Below are 19,561 nucleotides of genomic sequence, written 5' to 3'. Positions count from 1 at the left end.
GACCGCTCCGTTTTCCTATGCTATGGCGCGGCAATAAAATAGCCGCAATTATTCTGCAGTTTATCAATGTGAGGAAAGTATGATCAAGTATACGCTCAAGCGGATCGGTATGGCCCTGCTGACGCTGCTTATAATCACTTTTCTGCTGTTTGTACTGGTGCGCATTATGCCGGGAAATCCTTTCCCCTCTGAGCGCATGAGTGCTGAACAGATCCAGAACAAGCGGGCTGAGATGGGACTGGATGATCCGATCCTGACCCAGTTTATCCGGTATATGGGGAATGTGCTGCACGGAGATTTCGGAAAAGGAACCTCCCTGTATTACGGTGCCCCGATCAGTACGGTGCTGAGCACGGCGATCTCCAATTCCTTCCGCATCGGCGGCATAGCGGTACTGCTGGGCTCGCTGGTGGGACTGCTGCTGGGGATTACGGCCGCACTGAACCGGGGGAAATTCCTGGACGGATTCTGTACCGTATTCTCAATCCTGGGCGTATGCGTGCCGAGCTACGTATTCCTGATTTTCCTTCAGTATACGTTCTCCTTTAAGATCCCGTTCTTTCCTTATTTCTTTGACGCGAACCGATTCCTGTTCTCCTCGGTTATCCCATCGGTCTCGCTTTCGCTGTTTACGATGTCCACGATTGCCCGTTTCACCCGGAACGAAATGGTGGACGTGTTTGACAGCGACTATGTGCGGCTGGCCGAATCGAAGGGCATGTATGGCCGGAACCTGGTGATGAAGCACGTGCTCCGGAATGCCCTGATCCCGATTGTAACAGTGCTGGCTCCGCTGATTGTGGATCTGCTGACAGGCGCACTGGTAGTGGAGAAGATCTACGGCATCAACGGTATCGGCAAACTCATGGTGGACGCGATTGCCGGAGAAGGTATTGACTACAACTATGTGCTGGCGCTGGGCATCCTGTACTCCGCCCTGTATATCGGCATCATGCTGGTGGTTGACCTGCTTTACGGCGTACTGGATCCCCGGATCCGTGTGTCCGCCAAGGGAAAGGAGGCGTGAGCAGGATGGAGAAGACATATACTCCCACCAAAGAGGATTTTACCCTGCTTGACCGGCAGGATCTGTATACGGATAAAAACTTCGCCTCCCAGAGCTACTGGAAAGGCGTCGCGATTCATTTCTTCAAAAACCGCCGGGCGGTGATCGGACTTGTGATTGTACTGCTGATCATCCTGTTTGCCGCCATCGGACCGTCGCTGAATGAATTCGGATACCGGGACATCGTGCAATACCGGAACGAGAACAACAAACGCGTTGTGGCCAAGGGGATTGCCCCGCAGATTCCGGCATTGCATAAGCTGTTCACGGGAGAAGAACCGGAGGGTAACTTTGGCAGCTACACGTTCCTGTTCGGCACAGACGACCTGGGACGCGACCTGTGGACCCGCACCTGGTACGGTGCCCGGGTTTCCCTGCTGATTGCCTTCGTGACCATTATCATTGATATGATCATCGGCATGAGTTACGGCCTGATATCAGGCTATTTCGGGGGTATGACAGACAACATCATGCAGCGGGTAGTCGAGGTGGCCAACAGTGTTCCGCGGCTGGTGATTGTTTCCGTGCTGGCAATCTTTATGCCAAAGGGCATCTGGCTGGTGATTATCGCCCTGCTGCTGACCGAGTGGATCGGTATGAGCAAGATTGCCCGGGCGGAGATGCTGAAGACCAAGGAACAGGAATATGTCCTGGCCAGCCGGACACTGGGTGCCCGGAACGAACACATCATCTTCCGGGAGATCCTGCCCAACACCATCGGGCCGATCATTACCCAGGTGATGTTCTCCATCCCGACGGCTATCTTTACCGAAGCGTTCCTGAGCTTTGTCGGCGTCGGCATTGCACTGCCCATGTGCTCTGTCGGTACCCTGATTGAAGACGGCTTCAACAACATCACGACGCTGCCTTATCAGATCCTGCCGCCGATCATTGTGCTGGCCCTTCTGATGCTTGGATTCAACTTCATCGGCGACGGACTGCGCGAAGCGCTGGCTCCGAAGCTGGAAGATATGTGAGGAGGGGAGACAGATGAGCGAGACACCGAAGAAAATCCTCGATATCAAGAATCTGGATATCTCCTTCAAAACAAACGCCGGTATTGTGCATGCCATCCGGGGCGTCAGCCTGGACCTGTGCAAGGGTGAAACCGTGGCTGTTGTGGGTGAATCCGGCTCGGGCAAATCGGTGACCATGAAAGCCGCCATGGGCCTGCTGGACAGCAACGCCATCATCAACAGCGGAGAAATCCTGTATACCTATACGGACAAGGACGGCAACGAGGTCACCACAGACCTGCTGAAACTGAGCCGGAAGGAACTGCGCCGGGACATCAACGGACAGCGGATCGCCATGGTATTCCAGGATCCCATGACCAGCCTGGATCCTACCATGACCATCGGCAAACAGATCATGGAAGGCATGTTCCTGCACAAGCATATGGAAAAAGAAGCCGCCCGGAAGCGGGCGATTGAGCTGCTGGACCTGGTCGGTATTCCGGAAGCGGAAAAGCGGTTCAAAAACTATCCGCATCAACTGTCCGGCGGTATGCGGCAGCGGGTGGTTATCGCCATCGCCCTGAGCGCGGATCCGGACATCCTGATCTGTGACGAACCTACCACGGCACTGGACGTGACCATCCAGGCGCGCATCCTGGAACTGATCATGGATATCCAGAAGAAAATGAAGCTTTCCGTCATTTATATCACCCATGACCTGGGAGTCGTGGCCAAGGTGGCGGATTATGTGAACGTGATGTACGCCGGAAAGATCGTGGAAGTGGGCAACGTCAACGAGATCTTCTATGAGCCGAAGCATCCCTATACCTGGGGCCTGCTTTCCTCCATGCCGGACCTGGATACGGACGATGAACGCCTGTATTCCATCCCCGGAAGCCCGCCCAACCTGCTGCATGAGCCGAAGGGAGACGCTTTCGCAGCCCGGAACCAGTTTGCCATGGCAATCGACGAGAAAGAAGAGCCGCCGATGTTCCAGGTGTCACGTACGCATTTTGCAGCGACATGGCTGCTGCATCCCGACGCCCCGAAGGTTGAGATGCCCACGGAGCTGAAGACCCGGATTGAACGGGCGCAGAAGGAGGTGGCAAAATATCTATGAGTGAACCGCTTCTGAGAGTGGAGAACCTGAAGCAGCACTTCAGGATTTCCCGCAGCTATACCGTTAAGGCTGTCAACGGCGTATCCTTTGAGATTTATCCCGGAGAGACCTACGGACTTGTGGGAGAATCCGGATCCGGAAAGACCACCATCGGCCGCAGCATTATCCGCCTGTACAATCCTACTGATGGAAAGATTATCTTCGACGGTATGGATATTACCGGCAAGCTGGAAGGCAAAACCAGGGAAACCCTGCGGGAGAACATGCAGATGATCTTCCAGGACCCCATGGCCTCCCTGAATCCCAGGAAAAAGGTTTCTGATATCATCGGCGAAGGCCTGGATATCCATCACCGGTACAAATCCCGGGAAGACAGGGCGGAACAGATCAGCGCCATGCTGCGGAAGGTCGGCCTGTCTCCGGAACACGCATCCCGCTATCCGCATCAGTTTTCCGGCGGACAGAGGCAGCGCGTCGGCATTGCCAGGGCCCTGATCATGAACCCCAAACTGATTATCGCTGACGAATGTATTTCCGCACTGGACGTGTCCATCCAGGCCCAGGTGGTGAACCTGATGAAGGATATCCAGGAGGAGACCTCCTGTGCCTATCTGTTCATCGCCCATGACCTGAGCATGGTGAAGTATATCTCCGACCGGATCGGCGTACTGCACCTGGGATATCTTGTGGAGGCGGGAACCAAGGAGGAGATCTTCTCCAACCCGGTTCATCCGTATACCAAATCCCTGCTGTCCGCCATTCCGCATCCGAATCCGGAAGTGGAGAAACGGCGGAAATCCATCGCCTATGACTATGCTTCCTCAGGCATTGATTATGCCAAAGGAACAGAGCATTCTGTAGGCGGAACGCATACCGTCCTGGCCACAGACGAGGAGTTTGACAAGTGGGTGAATGAGCGGTAAGAACAGGGGAAAGAACGCACCTGCCTGCGCCTTGTTTTTCGCTTGTACCCACAGCCTGAAACGGTTGACACACAGAGACGCCCGTGATAAGATTCACAGTAATCACGGGCCGAGCCCGGTTTTTTACTACTATGGAGGGTACCGTAATGAATCAGTATCGCGTTGGAATCATCGGAGCCACCGGTATGGTGGGACAGCGTTTTATCACCCTGCTGAAGGATCATCCCTGGTTTAAAGTGACCTGCCTGGCGGCTTCCGCCCGCAGTGCCGGTAAAACCTATAAAGAAGCAATGGGTGACCGCTGGGCCTTCGACTGGCCGATCCCGGACTATGCCGCGGATATGGTGATTGTTGACGCGTCCGATATCGACGCAGTGGGCGAGAAGGTTGACTTCTGCTTCTGTGCCGTGGATATGAAGAAGGACGAGATCCGCGCGCTGGAAGAAAACTATGCGAAGCACGAGATCCCGATCATCAGCAACAACAGCGCCTGCCGCGGTGTTGAAGACGTGCCCATGGTGGTGCCGGAAATCAATGCCGATCACCTGGCTGTGATTGAAACACAGCGGAAGCGCCTGGGCAGCAAGTACGGTTTCATCGCCGTGAAGCCCAACTGCTCCATCCAGAGCTATGTGCCTGCCCTGACCCCCCTGCTGGAGTTTGAGCCCACCCAGGTGAGCGTATGCACCTACCAGGCCATCAGCGGCGCCAGCAAGACCTTCAAGACCTGGCCGGAAATGGTGGATAACGTGATCCCCTATATCGGCGGGGAAGATGAGAAGAGCGAGCTGGAGCCCCTGAAGCTGTGGGGCCATCTGGAAGACAAGGGCAACGGTCCGGTGATCGTGAATGCGGCTGAGCCCGTGATCGGCGCACAGTGCCTGCGGGTTGCCTGCAGCGACGGCCATATGGCAGCTGTGTCCGTGAACTTCCGCAAAAAGGTGACCAAGGAGCAGATCCTGGAGAAGTGGGCCAACTTCGAGACCGAAGCCCAGCGCCTGGAGCTGCCGAGTGCCCCCAAGCCCTTCCTGCAGTACTTCGAGGATCCGTCCCGTCCCCAGACCCGTCTGGACCGGGATTTCCAGAACGGCTTTGGCGTGAGCATCGGCCGCCTGCGTGAAGACAAGATCTTTGACTGGAAGTTTGTGTGTCTGAGCCACAACACCATCCGCGGTGCCGCCGGCGGCGGAATGCTGACTGCAGAACTGCTGTGCCGGAAAGGCTATATTGTTGCCAAGAAGTAATCACAAAGTTAAATGAAATATCTTAAAACGGAAAAGATGTTTTCCGTTTTAAGATGTGAAATGTTGCTTCGCAACGTGAAATATGTCCCGCGGGAAACCGCGGGACATATGAAATATTCGTCTTCGACGAATGTGACAGTTACCGTTACTGATAAAGTAAGCCGGAAGGCTTGCGTTGAAGCAATGGTTAGTGTAAAATCACAATGTTCAGATGCCGGAGACGGCAGATGAATATAGAGCGATTCGTAAAGGCAGAGTAGCGTTTTCCGCGTAAAGTGTTCATGGACGGGGAGTTGCCATGAAACGAAACGGCGAATACCGTGCGGTGGAGAATGCGCATCCCGCTGCTTTTTACAGCAAAAGCCTCTGCGAATCACAAGAACTTTCTTCTGTGAATCGAAAGGAGGCTTTTTTCTATGCAAAATAATATCAAACTGTTTGATACTCCCTTCAGTAAGGAATACTGGAAGCAGGCGGCTTCAGAGCTGAAGAACACCAAAACACTGATTTTCGCCGCACTGATGATCGCGCTTCGCATTGCACTGAAATCGGTCAGTATTTATATTGCGGCTGATCTCAGAATCAGTATTGAATTCCTGGTAAATGCCCTCGGCGCGATGACCTTCGGACCAGTGGTTGCCATTGCCGGCGCTGCGGTATCGGACACGCTGGGTGCGCTTCTGTTCCCGTCAGGGCCCTACTTCTTTCTGTTCATCTTTACGGAGATAGCAGGATCGCTGGTATTCGCACTCTTCTTCTACAGGACAAGGATTTCTGTGACAAAGGTTATCCTGTCCCGCTTCTGCACAAACTTTTTCGTCAACATTGTGCTGCAGACTCCCATCATGTATCTGTATTACCAGATGATGCTGGGGAAAACCTATAAGATTTTCAATCTGCCGAGAATGATCAAGAACCTGGTTCTGTTTCCCGTTGAATCATTGCTTCTTGTATTGTTCCTGCGCGCGTTAATTCCGCCCCTCAAGAGCCTGGGATATAAAGTCAGCGATATATCAAACCTGCATTTTACCAAAAAGAATATTGTGACTTTGGTCATTCTGACTATCATAGGAGTAGCTGCTGTTGTGATTTATGTGCTGACCAAATAAGGAGCAGGACATGAACAAGGAAACTAAGAAACGGATTCTCGACAAGCTCGAGGAAATGTATCCGGAAGCGAAGGCGGAGCTGGTGTTTTCCAATCCGTATGAGATGCTTGTGGCTACTATGCTGTCAGCTCAGTGCACCGACAAGCAGGTAAACAAGGTGACTCCCGCCGTGTTTGAACGCTGGCCGGACGCGAACGCCATGGCGGAAGCCAGGGTGGAAGAACTGTTTCCTATGGTGAAAAGCTGCGGATTCAAAAGCAAGGCAGGCAATATCATCGCTGCCTGCAGGATCATCAAAGAGCAGCACGGCGGCCAGGTTCCGGATACGATGGAGGCACTGACAGCGCTGCCCGGTGTAGGCCGGAAAACAGCCAACGTGGTGATGTTCAATGCTTTCGGGATTCCCGCGTTTGCGGTGGACACCCATGTATTCCGGGTGAGCAACCGCCTGGGACTGTGCAAGGCCGATACCGTGGAGGAAACGGAAAGACAGATGACAAAGCTGATCCCCAAAGAAAACTGGGGACGTGCGCATCATTGGTTGATCTGGCATGGACGGAAGCTTTGTAAGGCGCAAAGGCCGCTGTGCGAGGAGTGCGAGCTTAGTGAGCTATGCAAATATCGTTCTGAGCGATAACTCAGAACGGTATTTGTATAACTCATAACTTAAAACTTTGCGATCGCCGTATTCCATTTCTGCATCGTCACAAACTCGCAGAAATGGACGGCTGTAGCATGGGAGCCATATATCGCACTAAAGTGCGAATGGCTCCTCAATAACTTAAAACTTAAGACTTAAAATATTATAGTTTTCATACCAAGTGATAATAGTAAAGTATATGTAAAATATGAAAACCGGCAGCCGGGGAATCCGGATGCCGGTTGATTGGTTTTGGGAAAGGATTATTCGTAGGAGACGTAGTCGAAGCCGGGGAAGGTGACGATGTCTTCTTCAGACTGTACCGGGTAACCGCCGGTGAAGACGCCGTAAACCTTTACCTTGGTACCGGGTTCCAGTCCGGGATCCGTGTCAGCAATGTAGTAAACAAAGTTGGAATAGGTTCCCCTGTTCTTTTTCAGGGCAGCCTGGATGACCCACTGATCTGTGTTATTCGTCACATTCACAATATGAACGGAATAGACCATGGTTTTGCCGATATAGCTGTCCATGCTGTTCATCAGGGCTTTGTAGGCGGGATGAATGGCCTTTGTGTTGGCGCGGGCCTGATTATCGGCGGCAGTCAGCGTACGGGTGCTTGTGAAGCTCTTGCGTACGTTATTGAGTCCCTTCTTCTGGAAAGACAGGACGAAATCATAACTGCCTTCAACAGCAGTGGAGACCTTAAACTTGAAGGTTCCTGTACCGTTGGTTTTGATCTGCTTGTTCAGGATGGCAGAGCCATTGCACTGAACGATGCACTGAACGGTAACACCTTTATCGGTGGTGCCGGAGATGGTCATCTCATCAGAGGTGAGCTCAGCGGGGAACTGTGTATCGAGCGTGACAGGCAGAAGCGATGCATAATATTCAGTCTGCTTGACATTTTCATAGGGATAGGTTTTGCCGTCGGCTTCCAGCCCGATGGTGAAATTCCAGACGCCTTCTTCCGGAAGGGTAACGTTGACTTTGAAATTTCCCTTGGAGGTCACTTCTGCATTGAACCTGTGGGCTTCTGTTTTTGCAATGCGCATGCCCACGACGGTGACCACACCGCCGGGGGTGGAAGTTCCCTCAACAGTGAAGGTGCTGGAGTTGGTCTGATCCGGCGGATAAACAGAGATGTTAATCATGCCGGCTTTAAGGGCGGAAATCTCTTCAAAGGACTGAGCGGTTCCATCTTCTCCGTTATCAGCCTGCTGGGCGGCTTGCTGGGCTACCTGCATGGGATCTTTGACTTCGAAGGAAATCGTATTGGCAATCTTGTTCAGCGCGTCCTCATCCGTGCGGCGGGGGAGACGATCAAAAGTCTGATAATCCAGCATGATGGTGTAGCCGTTGCGGACAGTTTTGCGGACAAAACCACGCCAGGTCTTTTCACCTACGGTGCGCTTATATTCGAATTTGAGGAAGTTTCCGCCGTATTTCTGCTTTTTCCACTCGGGCTGCAGAATGGTGAAACCGTCCTGCGCAAAACGACCGGATCCTTTATGAAGCTTCAGATATTCGTTACGTTCCTTGCGGGTTTTCTGCTCCAGGTCAAAATACATGGCGGATTCTTCATCCTGGATGACAGTGACTTCCAGACAGGAATCCATCTTCTTGGTCCAGGCCTGGAACTGTACACCGCGATCCTTCCAGTCAGCCAGCAGATCTTCCTGGGACATGCCGAGACTGCTTACCAGATCAGGATGATCGGAAAGATTGGAAGGCGTCAGGAGTATATACTTTTCCTCATTAATGGACATTTTACCGGCACAGGGTTCCAGCGTGATTTCAGTGTCAGCCAGAGCATATGTGCAGCAGGCCAAAAGGAAAAGAACCAGAACGAGCAATAACGATTTCCGCACGGGATCACCGTCTTTCTCTGAGATTAATCAGTCAAATACAGAACTGACGAAATATCAACAGGCATTATAGCATAGGGGAGAGTTTATTGGCAAGATTCAGACTGCTTTGTACCGCGTGACAGCACGGATTTGCGGCGGCGGAGAAAGCTTTCCCGATCCAGCATGACAATCCGGCCGCAGCCGCTGCAACGGATTTTGATATCGGCGCCAGTGCGGATAACTGTCCATTCATTGGATCCGCAGGGATGGGGTTTACGGGTGGTGATGACGTCGCCGACTAAAATCTCTTCTATCATAAATAACTCCATTTAATTCACAATTCATAATTCATAATTCATAATTATATATACTTATACATGAACGGATTAAGAAAGTATATAAATAGAAATCAAATCCTTCGTCATGATATCGCATGAAGGGGGAAAATTCAACCGAGGTTTACAGAAGACGGAGAATTTGATAAAATATCGCGAAGAAAACGGGAAGCAAAAGAGGAATTGATCATGAATCAAAAGCGCGATCCGATCGGAGTTCTGGACAGCGGGGTGGGAGGAATCAGCACCCTGCGTGAAATGGTCCGCGAACTTCCGGATGAGCGCTTTATCTATTACGGAGACATGGCAAATGCCCCTTACGGAACCAAGAGCACTGAAGAGGTTATTGGATGCGTGAGGAATGTGGTTGATAAACTGACAGAGCAGCATATCAAGGCGCTGGTGATTGCATGCAATACCGCTACAGGAGCAGCTGCGGCTGTTCTGCGGGAAGAACTGACCATTCCTGTGGTTGGAATGGAACCTGCCCTGAAGCCTGCCGCCAGGATGAGAAAGAACGGCAGTGTGCTGGTACTGGCTACGCCGCTGACACTGCATCAGGAGAAGTTTGAAAACCTGATGAAGCAGTATGGAGAAGGTGCGGTGAAAGTGCCTTGTCCCGGATTGATGGAACTGGTGGAGGCAGATGACAGGGATGGCGCTCTGCAATACCTGAAAGAACTGTTTGCCCGGTATCCGGCAGAAAAGGTGGACGCAGTCGTACTTGGCTGCACGCATTATGTGTTCCTGAAGGATATGATCCGGGAACTGCTGCCGGAACGGATTGCCATTACTGACGGAAACGCGGGTACAGCCCGCCAACTGAGAAGAGTGCTGGACAGGGAAAACCTGCTGAACGATGAAGGCCCCGGAAGTGTGGAGCTGCAGACAAGCGGGGGAGAGAGGGAAATTAAACTAATGGAAAAGCTGCTGAATGAATGATTCAGCAGCCTTTTCCATTTAATGAATACTTAAAACTGAAAACTTAAGACTTAAGAATAAGCGGCTGCGGCCGCGAAAAAGATTAATCAGCCGCCGGAGACTGCGGCAACATTGGTTTTCTGGCTTAGAACTGACCGAAAAATATATTTTTCCTTTTCTTTTGTACCTGAATATGGTATACTCTCATTTAGCTATTGATCCGGCTTTTCGCGAATTCGGAAAGCGGGATGATTATCGTTTAAATAAATAAGGAGGAATGACAACAATGGCTGAATTCGCAACCAGTAACATTCGTAACGTTGCCTTCATGGGGCATGGCAGCGAGGGCAAGACCACGCTGACCGAGGCGATGCTCTTCGCTGCCGGCATGACGGACCGTCAGGGCAAAGTGGAGGACGGTACCACAGTTTCCGACTTTGATCCCGAGGAGAAAAAGCGCGGCTTTTCCATCAGCGCTTCCTATGCTCCTATCCCCTGGAATGGAAAGGTTATCAACGTCATCGACGTACCCGGTTATTTTGATTTCATCGGCGAACTGATGGGGCCCCTGCGCGTGATCGAGACCGCGGTTATCGTGGTCGGTGGCGTGAACGGCCTGAGCGTCGGCGCCGAAAAGGCTTGGGATTATGCGGGTGCTCACAATCTTGGCCGTATGTTCATCGTGAACCAGATGGACCGTGAGCATGCCAACTTTGAAAAAGTGACTACCCAGCTTCGTGAAAAGTACGGCTCCAGCGTGGTGCCGATCCTGCTGCCTCTCGGACAGGGCGCAAGCTTCCGGGGCGTTGTGAACGTTCTGGAAAAGAAAGCCTATGAAGGTGCTTACAAGAAGAGCCTGGAAGTTCCGATGCCCGCAGAGCTGGAAGCAGAAGTAAACGAAGCTTTCGAATATCTGACCGAACAGGCTGCCGCCGCTGACGACGATCTGATGATGAAGTACCTGGAAGGCGAAGAACTGACCTATGATGAAATCATGGCCGGTTTCCGCAAGGGCATGAAGGACGGCAGCATCGTTCCCGTCGTGGCCTGCTCCGCCGTGACCGGCGTGGGTATCGCCCGTACGCTGGACCTGATGGCCAAGTATCTGCCTTCTCCTGCTCATGAAGGCCTGTTCCAGACCGGTAAGAACCCCAAGAACGGTGAAGAGATCCAGCGCGTCTGCAAGGACGAGGAACCCTTCTCCGCCCTGGTGTTCAAGACCATCGCTGACCCCTTCGTCGGAAAGCTGAGCCTGTTCCGGATCTTCTCCGGTATGCTGACTTCCGCCACGCAGCTGTATAACGCCAACAAGGAAAAGACCGAGAAGGCCGGCGGCGTGTTCACCCTGAAGGGCAATAAGCAGACCAACGTTGATAAGCTTCATGCCGGCGACCTGGGCGCCCTGGCAAAGCTGCAGTTCACCTCTACCGGTGATACGCTGTGCGACCCGAACAACCCGATTATCTATCCGACAATCGAGTTCCCGGCTCCCTGCATCTCCAAGGCTGTATTCGCCGCGAAGCAGGGTGAAGAAGATAAGGTGTTCAGCGGCCTGAACCGTCTGGCGGAAGAAGATCCTTCCATCAAGATTGAAAAGAATGCTGAGACCACTGAAACCGAACTGAGCGGCCAGGGCGAAATGCATCTGGACGTGATCAAGAACAAGCTGGCTTCCAAGTTCGGTGCCAACGCCGTGCTGCAGGATCCCAAGATCCCGTATCGTGAAACCATCCGCAAGACCGTTAAGGTCCAGGGCCGTCATAAGAAGCAGACCGGCGGTCACGGACAGTTCGGTGACGTGTGGATCGAGTTCAGCCCCATCACTGACAGCGACGCAGACTTCGAGTTTGAAGATGCAGTCGTCGGCGGTGTGGTTCCGCGGAACTTCATCCCCAGCGTTGAAAAGGGCCTGCGCGAGAATATCGTGAAGGGTGTCCTGGCCGGCTATCCGATGGTGCATCTGCATGCGAAGCTGTACGACGGATCCTACCATCCGGTAGACTCCTCTGAAATGGCTTTCAAGACCGCTGCCCGTATCGCCTACAAGAAGGGCTGTATGGAAGCGAGCCCCGTGCTTCTGGAGCCGATCATGCACGTTGACGTGCTGGTTCCCAACGAGTACATGGGCGATATCATGGGCGACATGAACAAGCGCCGCGGCCGCATCATGGGTATGAACCAGGTGAACGGCATGCAGCAGCTGGAAGCGGAAGCGCCCCTGGCTGAAATGTTCAAGTACGCTACCGACCTGCGCTCCATGACGCAGGCGAGAGGCTCCTTCTCCATGAAGTTTGAACGCTATGAAGAAGTGCCTCAGGTTGAAGCCCAGAAGATCATTGCCAACGCGAAGATCGAGGACGACGAAGAAGAATAATCCTATATACAACACAGTCCCCGGCGGAAACGCCGGGGCTGTTTTGTTATATAGGATTATTCCAATGATATATTTCAAAGCAACGCTGTTGCTTTGAAATGGAGATCCTTCGACTGCGCTCCCTGCGTACCGCTTGCTCAGGATGACAATTTTATCGGAAGACAAATGTGAAATATCCGACCCTATGGGTCGGATGTGTTTTTATGTTTATGAATAATAGTAAAGAGCAAAGAAAAATCCCCGCTGCCCGAAGGCAGCGGGGAAAGAAAACCAGGAAAGGATTGGATTATTCAGCAGCGATGGTGTTCGCAGCGGTACGGCCGGAAACGAAGATCTCAACGATCGCGTTGCCGCCCAGACGGTTACCGCCGTGGATACCGCCGGTGACTTCACCCGCAGCGTAGAGGCCGGGGATGATGGCGCCGTCAGCATTCAGCACATGACGCTGTGTATCAACCACGATACCGCCCATGGTGTGGTGGGTGGAAGGAGCCATCAGACGGACGATCAGGTCAGTATCTTCCAGATTGTAGGTATCCGGAATGTACTTGCCGTCTTCGGTCTTATCCACGTTACCGATGGTGCGGGAAGCGATGCCCTTGCCAACGTCCGGATACTCGCCCAGACCCATGACAGCCTGGTCATAAGCCTTAACGGTCTCCAGCACGGTGGCGGGATCAGCGGTGACACCTTCGAACTCAGGATCCGCAAACAGAGCGGTCAGAGCTTCCACGGTGCCCTTGATGTGATAGTAACGGCCGGTGAAGTCGGTCGGCTGCAGCTGAGCGGTGGGCGGTCCGGGAACTTTCTGAGCGGCGTTGTAGATTTCAACAAACACACCAGGTGTGTTGTTCTTCACAATACCGTTACGGAATTCAGCCAGGGACAGCACGTCACGTTCAGAACCTTCATCCACGAAACGATGTCCGGTGGTGGGGTTGATCCAGCAGGCGTAGTTACCGCCGCCGAAGGCCAGGTTGCCGTTGTCAACCCAGGAGATGGGCATCAGCTGGGTGAAGCCCATGCCGGTAGTAGCGGCGCCGGCTTTCTCAGCCATAACGATACCATCGCCAACCTGAGAAGAACGGTTGGTGGTCTTGGTGGAGGTGGTCAGGTACTGAGTATCCCAGTAGATGTTGTTCTCGAGTACCAGATTGATGTTGGCAGCATAGCCGCCGGTGGCCAGCACGACGCCCTTGGTGGCATGAGCAGTCACTTCGGTGCCGTCATAGCGGGTCGCCTTCACGCCGGTAACTTTGCCGTCTTCGATGATCAGATCGGTGGCGGTGGTACGCAGCATGATGTTGTCTTCGCCGATGGTCTTAACCGGGCCAACAAAGTAGGTGCCCCAGTTGCCATCCTGCGGTTCATACTCATTTTCACGATACCATAGAGCACCGATCAGGGTGTTCTGCTGATCTTCGAGGAAGTGAGCGCCCTGGTCTTCCAGCCACTCCTTCAGGCCCTGGCCGTCGTTGATGAACTGCTTGACCAGGTCGATGTCGCCGTAGATCCACTGGGACTTGTCAGCGCTCTGGCGCAGACCGCCGTAGTAGGTCTGGAAGATGTGGAGGTTCAGGGTGGAGAACAGAGCCAGCTGATTCTCGGGGATGCCGGCATCCAGCTTGGGCTGTGCCCAGTCCAGATAAGCCTGAATCTCTTTCTTCAGTTCCTGCAGAACGGGCAGGTATTCCTGATGCACGCCATGCTTGCTCAGCTCAGCAGCATCACCGGCCACGAACTCGTTCTCTTTGTAGAACTCTTCATCAAAGGGCTCTTCGCTCCAGTTCAGGATCATCTTGAGCTCGTTGATGCAGCCCTGGACGGACTTATACTTGTTGTAGGTCTGTCCGTTGTGGGCATACACGCCGGTTTCAGCATCCGGATCGGCCGGATCCCAAACGACGTAGGGCATCACAGACTGGAACTGACCGCCGGAAACCAGCGTGTTACCGCCGACTTCAGCGTTCTTTTCGATGACCAGAACGGAGTTACCGTTCTGGGTAGCCTGAGCAGCGGCAGCGATACCAGCACCGCCGGCACCGACCACGACCACGTCAGCGGTCACGTCGATGGCATCCTGGGCGGTATGCTCAATCTTGGCGGCCTTGAAGGCATCCAGATTGGTGCAGGCAGCCTGCTCGGCAGCATCATTCACGATCGTGCGCAGGGCACGGCTGGTGAAGGTGGCGCCGGAAACGCCGTCCACGCCGGAACCGTTGGCTTCGATCATTTCGGGGATCATGATGTCATAAGCGACATCGCCCACATGAGCGGTTTCAACGGAAGCGGTGATTTCGATCGCTTCGAGCTTGGATTCGGAGAAGGTCACATTGGCAGTCACATTGCCGTTGTAGCCGTAAGCGGTCGCTTCATAAGTACCGGCAGTGAAAGCCAGTTCAGCAGCGGGAGCATCGGCAGCTTCCGCCAGGGCCGCGTTGACAGCGTTCACAACAGCGGTGCAGGTGAAGGTGGCACCGGTGTTGACGTCCACACCTTCGGTTCCATTCGCCTCGATGATGGCAGCGATGACTTTTTCAACGCTGTCTTCACGGGCTACAGGATAGGTTTCTCCCTTGTCGTCCACGTCGAGGGCAGTGATCTTACCGTCTTCAACGGTAACGGTCACTTTCACCTCGCTGCCGAAACCCTGGGCAGCACCGGTCTTGGTTTCCGCGTCAGCAGAAGCCACGGCCAGCATGCCGAAAAGCAGGCAGAAGGACAGGAGAAGAGCAACAAGTTTCTTCATGGGATTCCTCATCCTTTCCTATAGAGTGAAATATGGATTTTGACAGATGTATAATCTGTGTATTTTATTTTACGCTTTTTGAACCGGTTACGTCAACTTGAAAAAACAAATTCGTGAAGGGTTACATATTGACAACAAATGAACAAAAACAGATGAAATATAAGGGCTCAAGACGATTTTCAGGACAACAAAAGAGAATCGTTACGTGTTTTACCCGGCAGGTATAAAAAAAATATACCTGCCAGCATATGGAAAAAGTATATGCAAGAGAGAACAAAGAAGCGGGCAAAGCCTGTGAATAAACATGCATAAAGGACCTGTTGCCTGAAAAGTACAAAATAGTTATAATATATCGTTACTGAAAACACAGAGGAGGAAAATCCTTGAGACCGCAGACACAGAAAATCGCCCGGTTCGGCCTGCTGACAGCGCTCGCGCTGGTGCTGGGCCTGATGGACAGGGCGATACCGGTTTCAGCTCTTCTGGGAGGAGTGCTTCCCGGTATCAAGCTGGGGCTTGCCAATACGGTATTGCTTTATGCTGTTTACCTGATGGACTGGAAAAGCTGTGTCGCGCTGATGCTGACAAAAGTCGTGCTGTCCGGTTTTCTCTTCGGATCGCTGTCCGCTATCCTGTTCAGCCTGTCCGGCGGCGTGCTGAGCCTTATTGTTATGCTGCTGCTCCGGAAAAAGCCGGAAGCCGGCGCTGTTGCCACGATCCTGCTGACCGCCGCGGCGGAGATTTACCTGCTGGGTAAAAACAGAAATCCCCAGGGAGAAATGCTGGTTACCGTCATCCTGATCGGACTGGCGTTTATTGCAGGAATTGCGGTTCTGATCCTGACCCATCAGGGCATCGTCACTCCGGTGATGGGAACTTCCCTGGCCGGGGCAGTGACCCACAATATCGGACAGGTGCTGATGGCCTGCCTTGTGATGAACAACACCAGACTTCTGATCAGCTATCTTCCCGCGCTGATCGGTATCGGAGCTGCTGTGGGCTGCCTGACGGGCGTGGTAACGGACAGGGTGCTGACAGCACTGAAACTAATGAAGAATGAAAAATGAAGAATTAATGGTCTGATTCATATATGGAGGAAACATTGAAAAGGATATGTAAGATTGGGGCTGTGCTGCTTGCAGTGATGATGCTGTGCAGCGGATGCGCAGAAGAAAAGATTCCGCCGAAGCTTTCAGAGGTTGGCTTCTACCTGGATACGGTAATCACCCTGACCGCTTATACAGAAGACAAGCAGGTGCTGAAAGACGCACTGGAGGAATGCGGACGGTATGAGCAGATGCTGTCCCGTACCATTGAAGGAAGCGACGTATGGCGGATTAATCACGCCAAGGGTGAACCGGTTGAAGTGTCGGATGATACGATGAATATCCTGCGCTGCGCACAGGAAATAAGCGGAAAATCCGGCGGAGCTTTTGACGTGACCATCGCACCGGTATCCACCATGTGGAATTTCACCAAAGAGCCGCATGAACTGCCGGATGCAGAAGCCATCGCCAAAGCAGCTGAACTGGTGGATTATACCAGGATGAAGCTGGAAGGAAATCAAGTCACGCTGCCGGAAGGAATGATGATAGACCTGGGCGGCATTGCCAAAGGATATATCGCTGACCGGGTGAAGGCATACCTGAAGGAACGGGGCGTGAAATACGCGATTCTTTCCTTTGGCGGCAACATTGTGGCAATCGGAAACACAAAGCCGGACGGAACATCCTGGAGAGTAGGTATTCAGGATATTGATAAACAGACCGGTGAATATATGCTCATCTCCCTGAATAAGGGCGGATCAACGGTGACCAGCGGAACTTACGAACGCGGTTTTGATCTGGACGGTGTAAGATATCATCACCTGCTTTCCGCGGAAACTGGCTGGCCGGTACAGAACGAACTGGCTTCGGTAACCATTTTTTCCGAAAGCTCCATGGAAGGAGACGCGTTGTCCACGACAGCTTTCGTACTTGGAACAGAAAAAGGACTTGAACTGATCGAAAGCCTGGAAGGCGTTGAAGCAGTATTTATCGCGAAGGACCGGACGGTAACCTATTCCTCCGGAGCCGGGGACTATATGGTACAGTGATCGGAGAGATACCATGAAGAAAAAGTATTTGATTGCAGGAGCTGTGGTTGTTATTGCTGTTATTGCAGCAGTAGTGTTATTGCTGTTGAATAACAGCAATAACAATTCAGAATCCAGAATTCAGAATTCAGAATTAAATGCTGAGAACGTTAGTACAGCAGTTCCTTCCACAGATATAAAAGAAGTTCCTGTATTAACTGCTGAACCGGAAAATACGGAAGCTCCTGCTGCAGAAGAGAATGATAATTCAGAATTCAGAATTCAGAATTCAGAATTAAATGCTGAACCAGAAAAAACAGAGGTTCCGGTTGCAGAAAAGAAAGATAATAAAGCAGAAGCGGAAGCGACGGATCAGCCGTTCCTGGTGCAGATTACGGATGATGATCCTTCCATTGCCTACGTTCTGGTCAGAATGCCGAATCCCATCGGTCTGCTGCCCCTGCCGCTGGAGGGGGAGTACAGCAAAACCATCCGGACAAAACTGGCTGACGGTTCTGAATTTGTAAACGTGCTTCACCTGACGCCCAACGGCTTCCGGATGGAAGACGCAAACTGTGAGGGACATGACTGCGTGAACCAGGGTGAAGTGACGCTGGAAAACCGGGAAGACCGGATCCTGTGGAATATGATTATCTGCCTTCCTCATCAGCTGTCAGCAGAACTGATAACACGGGAAGAAGCATTGCAGATGCTTGCCCAATAACTGCTTTTGTTACGAAAATATAAACATTGAAAATTTTTTTGCATCATTGCAATAAACACATCCTTCTTATCGTCTAATATGTAGTGGGAGGAGGATTCCATATGAAGAAACAGTTCTTTTTGGCTGCCCTGATGATCCTCTGCATCGTGTGCACAGCCGCCTGTGCAGATCCGATCATCACAGACACTGAAGCGACCGCATGGATCGCTGAAAACAATTATCTGTATCTGCAGAACGCAGAAGGACGTATCTCCCAGATGCCCCTGGAGATGTCCGATCTGCTGCAGATGACCAAAGACGAGCTGATCTGCCAGACCAAAGACGGCCGGACCATTGCAGTGAAAAAAGACGGCACCGGCAGCCGGACTGTTGATCAGACGGCTGAACTTCCGCAGGATACCCGGGTGGAACTGAGCGCGGAAGGCGTGCTGAAGCTGAATGGCGCAACGATTTCCAAGTCTGCGCTCCAGGCTGTAAGCGACGGCACTTTCCTTTATTATACTGAAAAGATGGGCGAGCTTTATCTGCTGCGGGTAAGCCCCATGCAGAGTGATATGCAGCCCCTTACCGTTGGAAGCCGGGACGCCAACGCGGCCCGGCTGACGGGAAGAACGATTCCTGAACCGCTGTATGTGACGGCGAGCAAGGATGCCGTGGTTGTGACCGCGGCAGATCATCGCGTGATTGTGATGAATCTTGTGGATGGAACGACGGAAGAACAGGAAGCCATGAGCACACAGACCCAGGCGGCCTGTAAGACGAACGGGGCGCTGTACCGTTATACACGGGCAAAGGACGGCAGCTGGGTGATCGAATCCGGCGTGGCTGAAGAAGCGGCGACAATGAAGCCCGCCGCCACTGACACTCCGAAACCGGCGGAAACCGCAAAACCGACAGCGACACCCAAGCCGACCGCTACCCCAAAGACGACGTCCCAGGAAAGCCTTATTGATGACGATGGAACCGTTCATTACGGCGCCCGGGGCAACACGGTTAAGAAAATCCAGAAGCGGCTGGCAGATCTGGGATATCCGGTTGGATCGGTTGACGGCAAGTACGGCACCGATACACAGGTTGCTATTGATTTGTTCTGTGAAGCCATCGCTGTGAAGAGCCACGACTACATCACAAAGAAGGTGCAGAACAAGCTGTTCGCTGACGACGCTCCGATCTGCGTTAACTTTGATATTTACCTGCCGCTGAAGAAGGGCGACAAGGGTGCAAATGTCAGATATATGCAGAAGCGGCTGAAGGAACTGGGATACGATCCCGGAAAGGTGGACGGCGATTACGGAAAGAACACCGTTGCCGCTGTTTCCAAGTTCCAGTCCGCGTATGACATTGCACGGGAAGTCAATGAAAAACCCGGTGAAGTAGCGTCACGCGATATGCTGATTACGCTGTACTCCAAAGATACCAAACCGCAGATTGGTACTGCTGCCTCGATTGACGGCGGAGCCAGCAATTTCAAATAAGAAA

The 19,561-nt window shown here is 52.6% G+C and carries 16 protein-coding genes; 13 read left to right on the top strand and 3 right to left on the bottom strand.

Going from position 1 to position 19,561, the window contains the following annotated elements; genetic code table 11:
• Positions 1–79 precede the first annotated feature (79 nt).
• From JRC49_01410 to nth, 7 genes are all read left to right on the top strand, one after another.
• Positions 80–1,027 carry an ABC transporter permease gene (locus JRC49_01410; protein QTE71512.1) on the top strand — a complete coding sequence of 316 codons (948 nt, stop codon included), beginning with the start codon at positions 80–82 and terminating at the stop codon, positions 1,025–1,027.
• A gap of 5 nt (positions 1,028–1,032) precedes the next feature.
• A complete protein-coding gene (locus JRC49_01405; protein QTE71511.1) occupies positions 1,033–2,043 on the top strand; it encodes an ABC transporter permease in 1,011 nt (336 codons plus the stop codon).
• Positions 2,044–2,056: 13 nt separating this feature from the next.
• Positions 2,057–3,142 (top strand): ABC transporter ATP-binding protein, encoded by a 1,086-nt coding sequence (locus JRC49_01400; GenBank protein ID QTE71510.1) that lies wholly within the window; start codon positions 2,057–2,059, stop codon positions 3,140–3,142.
• Positions 3,139–4,065 (top strand): ATP-binding cassette domain-containing protein, encoded by a 927-nt coding sequence (locus tag JRC49_01395; protein QTE71509.1) that lies wholly within the window; start codon positions 3,139–3,141, stop codon positions 4,063–4,065. Before JRC49_01400 ends, JRC49_01395 begins: the two co-directional genes overlap by 4 nt.
• Positions 4,066–4,211: 146 nt before the next feature.
• Positions 4,212–5,309, top strand: a complete 1,098-nt coding sequence (gene asd / locus JRC49_01390) for an aspartate-semialdehyde dehydrogenase (protein QTE71508.1) — start codon at positions 4,212–4,214, stop codon at positions 5,307–5,309.
• A 416-nt stretch (positions 5,310–5,725) separates the two neighbouring features.
• Complete coding sequence (locus JRC49_01385; GenBank protein QTE71507.1) at positions 5,726–6,418, top strand: folate family ECF transporter S component; 693 nt, start codon at positions 5,726–5,728, stop codon at positions 6,416–6,418.
• A gap of 10 nt (positions 6,419–6,428) precedes the next feature.
• Positions 6,429–7,055, top strand: coding sequence for an endonuclease III (nth, locus tag JRC49_01380; protein QTE71506.1), 627 nt, complete (start codon positions 6,429–6,431; stop codon positions 7,053–7,055).
• A gap of 266 nt (positions 7,056–7,321) precedes the next feature.
• Here the strand turns inward: nth and JRC49_01375 are convergent, their stop codons facing one another.
• Positions 7,322–8,887: a hypothetical protein gene (locus JRC49_01375; GenBank protein ID QTE71505.1), complete on the bottom strand. Its 1,566-nt coding sequence runs from the start codon at positions 8,885–8,887 to the stop codon at positions 7,322–7,324.
• Between the two features lie 122 nt (positions 8,888–9,009).
• Positions 9,010–9,222, bottom strand: coding sequence for a DUF951 domain-containing protein (locus JRC49_01370; GenBank protein ID QTE71504.1), 213 nt, complete (start codon positions 9,220–9,222; stop codon positions 9,010–9,012).
• 207 nt (positions 9,223–9,429) lie between these two features.
• Between JRC49_01370 and murI the strand changes: the two genes are divergently transcribed.
• Positions 9,430–10,182, top strand: coding sequence for a glutamate racemase (gene murI / locus JRC49_01365; GenBank protein ID QTE71503.1), 753 nt, complete (start codon positions 9,430–9,432; stop codon positions 10,180–10,182).
• 265 nt (positions 10,183–10,447) lie between these two features.
• The gene (gene fusA, locus JRC49_01360; protein QTE71502.1) at positions 10,448–12,535 is read left to right on the top strand and encodes an elongation factor G; all 2,088 of its coding nucleotides are present in this window, start codon (positions 10,448–10,450) and stop codon (positions 12,533–12,535) included.
• Positions 12,536–12,821: 286 nt separating this feature from the next.
• On the opposite strand, the gene JRC49_01355 is transcribed toward fusA, so the two are convergent.
• Entirely contained in the window at positions 12,822–15,284 is a 2,463-nt protein-coding gene (locus JRC49_01355; GenBank protein ID QTE71501.1) for an FAD-dependent oxidoreductase, read from the bottom strand.
• 383 nt (positions 15,285–15,667) lie between these two features.
• Here JRC49_01355 and JRC49_01350 point away from each other — a divergent pair, with 383 nt between their 5' ends.
• From JRC49_01350 to JRC49_01335, 4 genes are all read left to right on the top strand, one after another.
• Positions 15,668–16,351 carry a Gx transporter family protein gene (locus tag JRC49_01350; GenBank protein ID QTE71500.1) on the top strand — a complete coding sequence of 228 codons (684 nt, stop codon included), beginning with the start codon at positions 15,668–15,670 and terminating at the stop codon, positions 16,349–16,351.
• Positions 16,352–16,386: 35 nt separating this feature from the next.
• Complete coding sequence (locus tag JRC49_01345) at positions 16,387–17,379, top strand: FAD:protein FMN transferase (protein QTE71499.1); 993 nt, start codon at positions 16,387–16,389, stop codon at positions 17,377–17,379.
• A 364-nt stretch (positions 17,380–17,743) separates the two neighbouring features.
• Positions 17,744–18,082 carry a NusG domain II-containing protein gene (locus tag JRC49_01340; protein QTE71498.1) on the top strand — a complete coding sequence of 113 codons (339 nt, stop codon included), beginning with the start codon at positions 17,744–17,746 and terminating at the stop codon, positions 18,080–18,082.
• Between the two features lie 101 nt (positions 18,083–18,183).
• Positions 18,184–19,557 (top strand): peptidoglycan-binding protein, encoded by a 1,374-nt coding sequence (locus tag JRC49_01335; protein QTE71497.1) that lies wholly within the window; start codon positions 18,184–18,186, stop codon positions 19,555–19,557.
• The last annotated feature ends 4 nt before the right edge of the window (positions 19,558–19,561 follow it).

Source organism: Clostridiales bacterium FE2011 (assembly GCA_017569305.1).
Lineage (GTDB): Bacteria > Bacillota > Clostridia > Christensenellales > Aristaeellaceae > Aristaeella.
This window is presented reverse-complemented; position numbering and strand designations above follow the sequence as displayed.

What these genes read in the sequence shown, in the direction of transcription:
- JRC49_01410 (QTE71512.1), top strand. Translation starts at nt 80, where the DNA reads ATGATCAAGTATACGCTCAAGCGGATCGGTATGGCCCTGCTGACGCTG.
- JRC49_01405 (QTE71511.1), top strand. Translation starts at nt 1,033, where the DNA reads ATGGAGAAGACATATACTCCCACCAAAGAGGATTTTACCCTGCTTGAC.
- JRC49_01400 (QTE71510.1), top strand. Translation starts at nt 2,057, where the DNA reads ATGAGCGAGACACCGAAGAAAATCCTCGATATCAAGAATCTGGATATC.
- JRC49_01395 (QTE71509.1), top strand. Translation starts at nt 3,139, where the DNA reads ATGAGTGAACCGCTTCTGAGAGTGGAGAACCTGAAGCAGCACTTCAGG.
- asd (QTE71508.1), top strand. Translation starts at nt 4,212, where the DNA reads ATGAATCAGTATCGCGTTGGAATCATCGGAGCCACCGGTATGGTGGGA.
- JRC49_01385 (QTE71507.1), top strand. Translation starts at nt 5,726, where the DNA reads ATGCAAAATAATATCAAACTGTTTGATACTCCCTTCAGTAAGGAATAC.
- nth (QTE71506.1), top strand. Translation starts at nt 6,429, where the DNA reads ATGAACAAGGAAACTAAGAAACGGATTCTCGACAAGCTCGAGGAAATG.
- JRC49_01370 (QTE71504.1), bottom strand. Translation starts at nt 9,222, where the DNA reads ATGATAGAAGAGATTTTAGTCGGCGACGTCATCACCACCCGTAAACCC.
- murI (QTE71503.1), top strand. Translation starts at nt 9,430, where the DNA reads ATGAATCAAAAGCGCGATCCGATCGGAGTTCTGGACAGCGGGGTGGGA.
- fusA (QTE71502.1), top strand. Translation starts at nt 10,448, where the DNA reads ATGGCTGAATTCGCAACCAGTAACATTCGTAACGTTGCCTTCATGGGG.
- JRC49_01355 (QTE71501.1), bottom strand. Translation starts at nt 15,284, where the DNA reads ATGAAGAAACTTGTTGCTCTTCTCCTGTCCTTCTGCCTGCTTTTCGGC.
- JRC49_01335 (QTE71497.1), top strand. Translation starts at nt 18,184, where the DNA reads ATGAAGAAACAGTTCTTTTTGGCTGCCCTGATGATCCTCTGCATCGTG.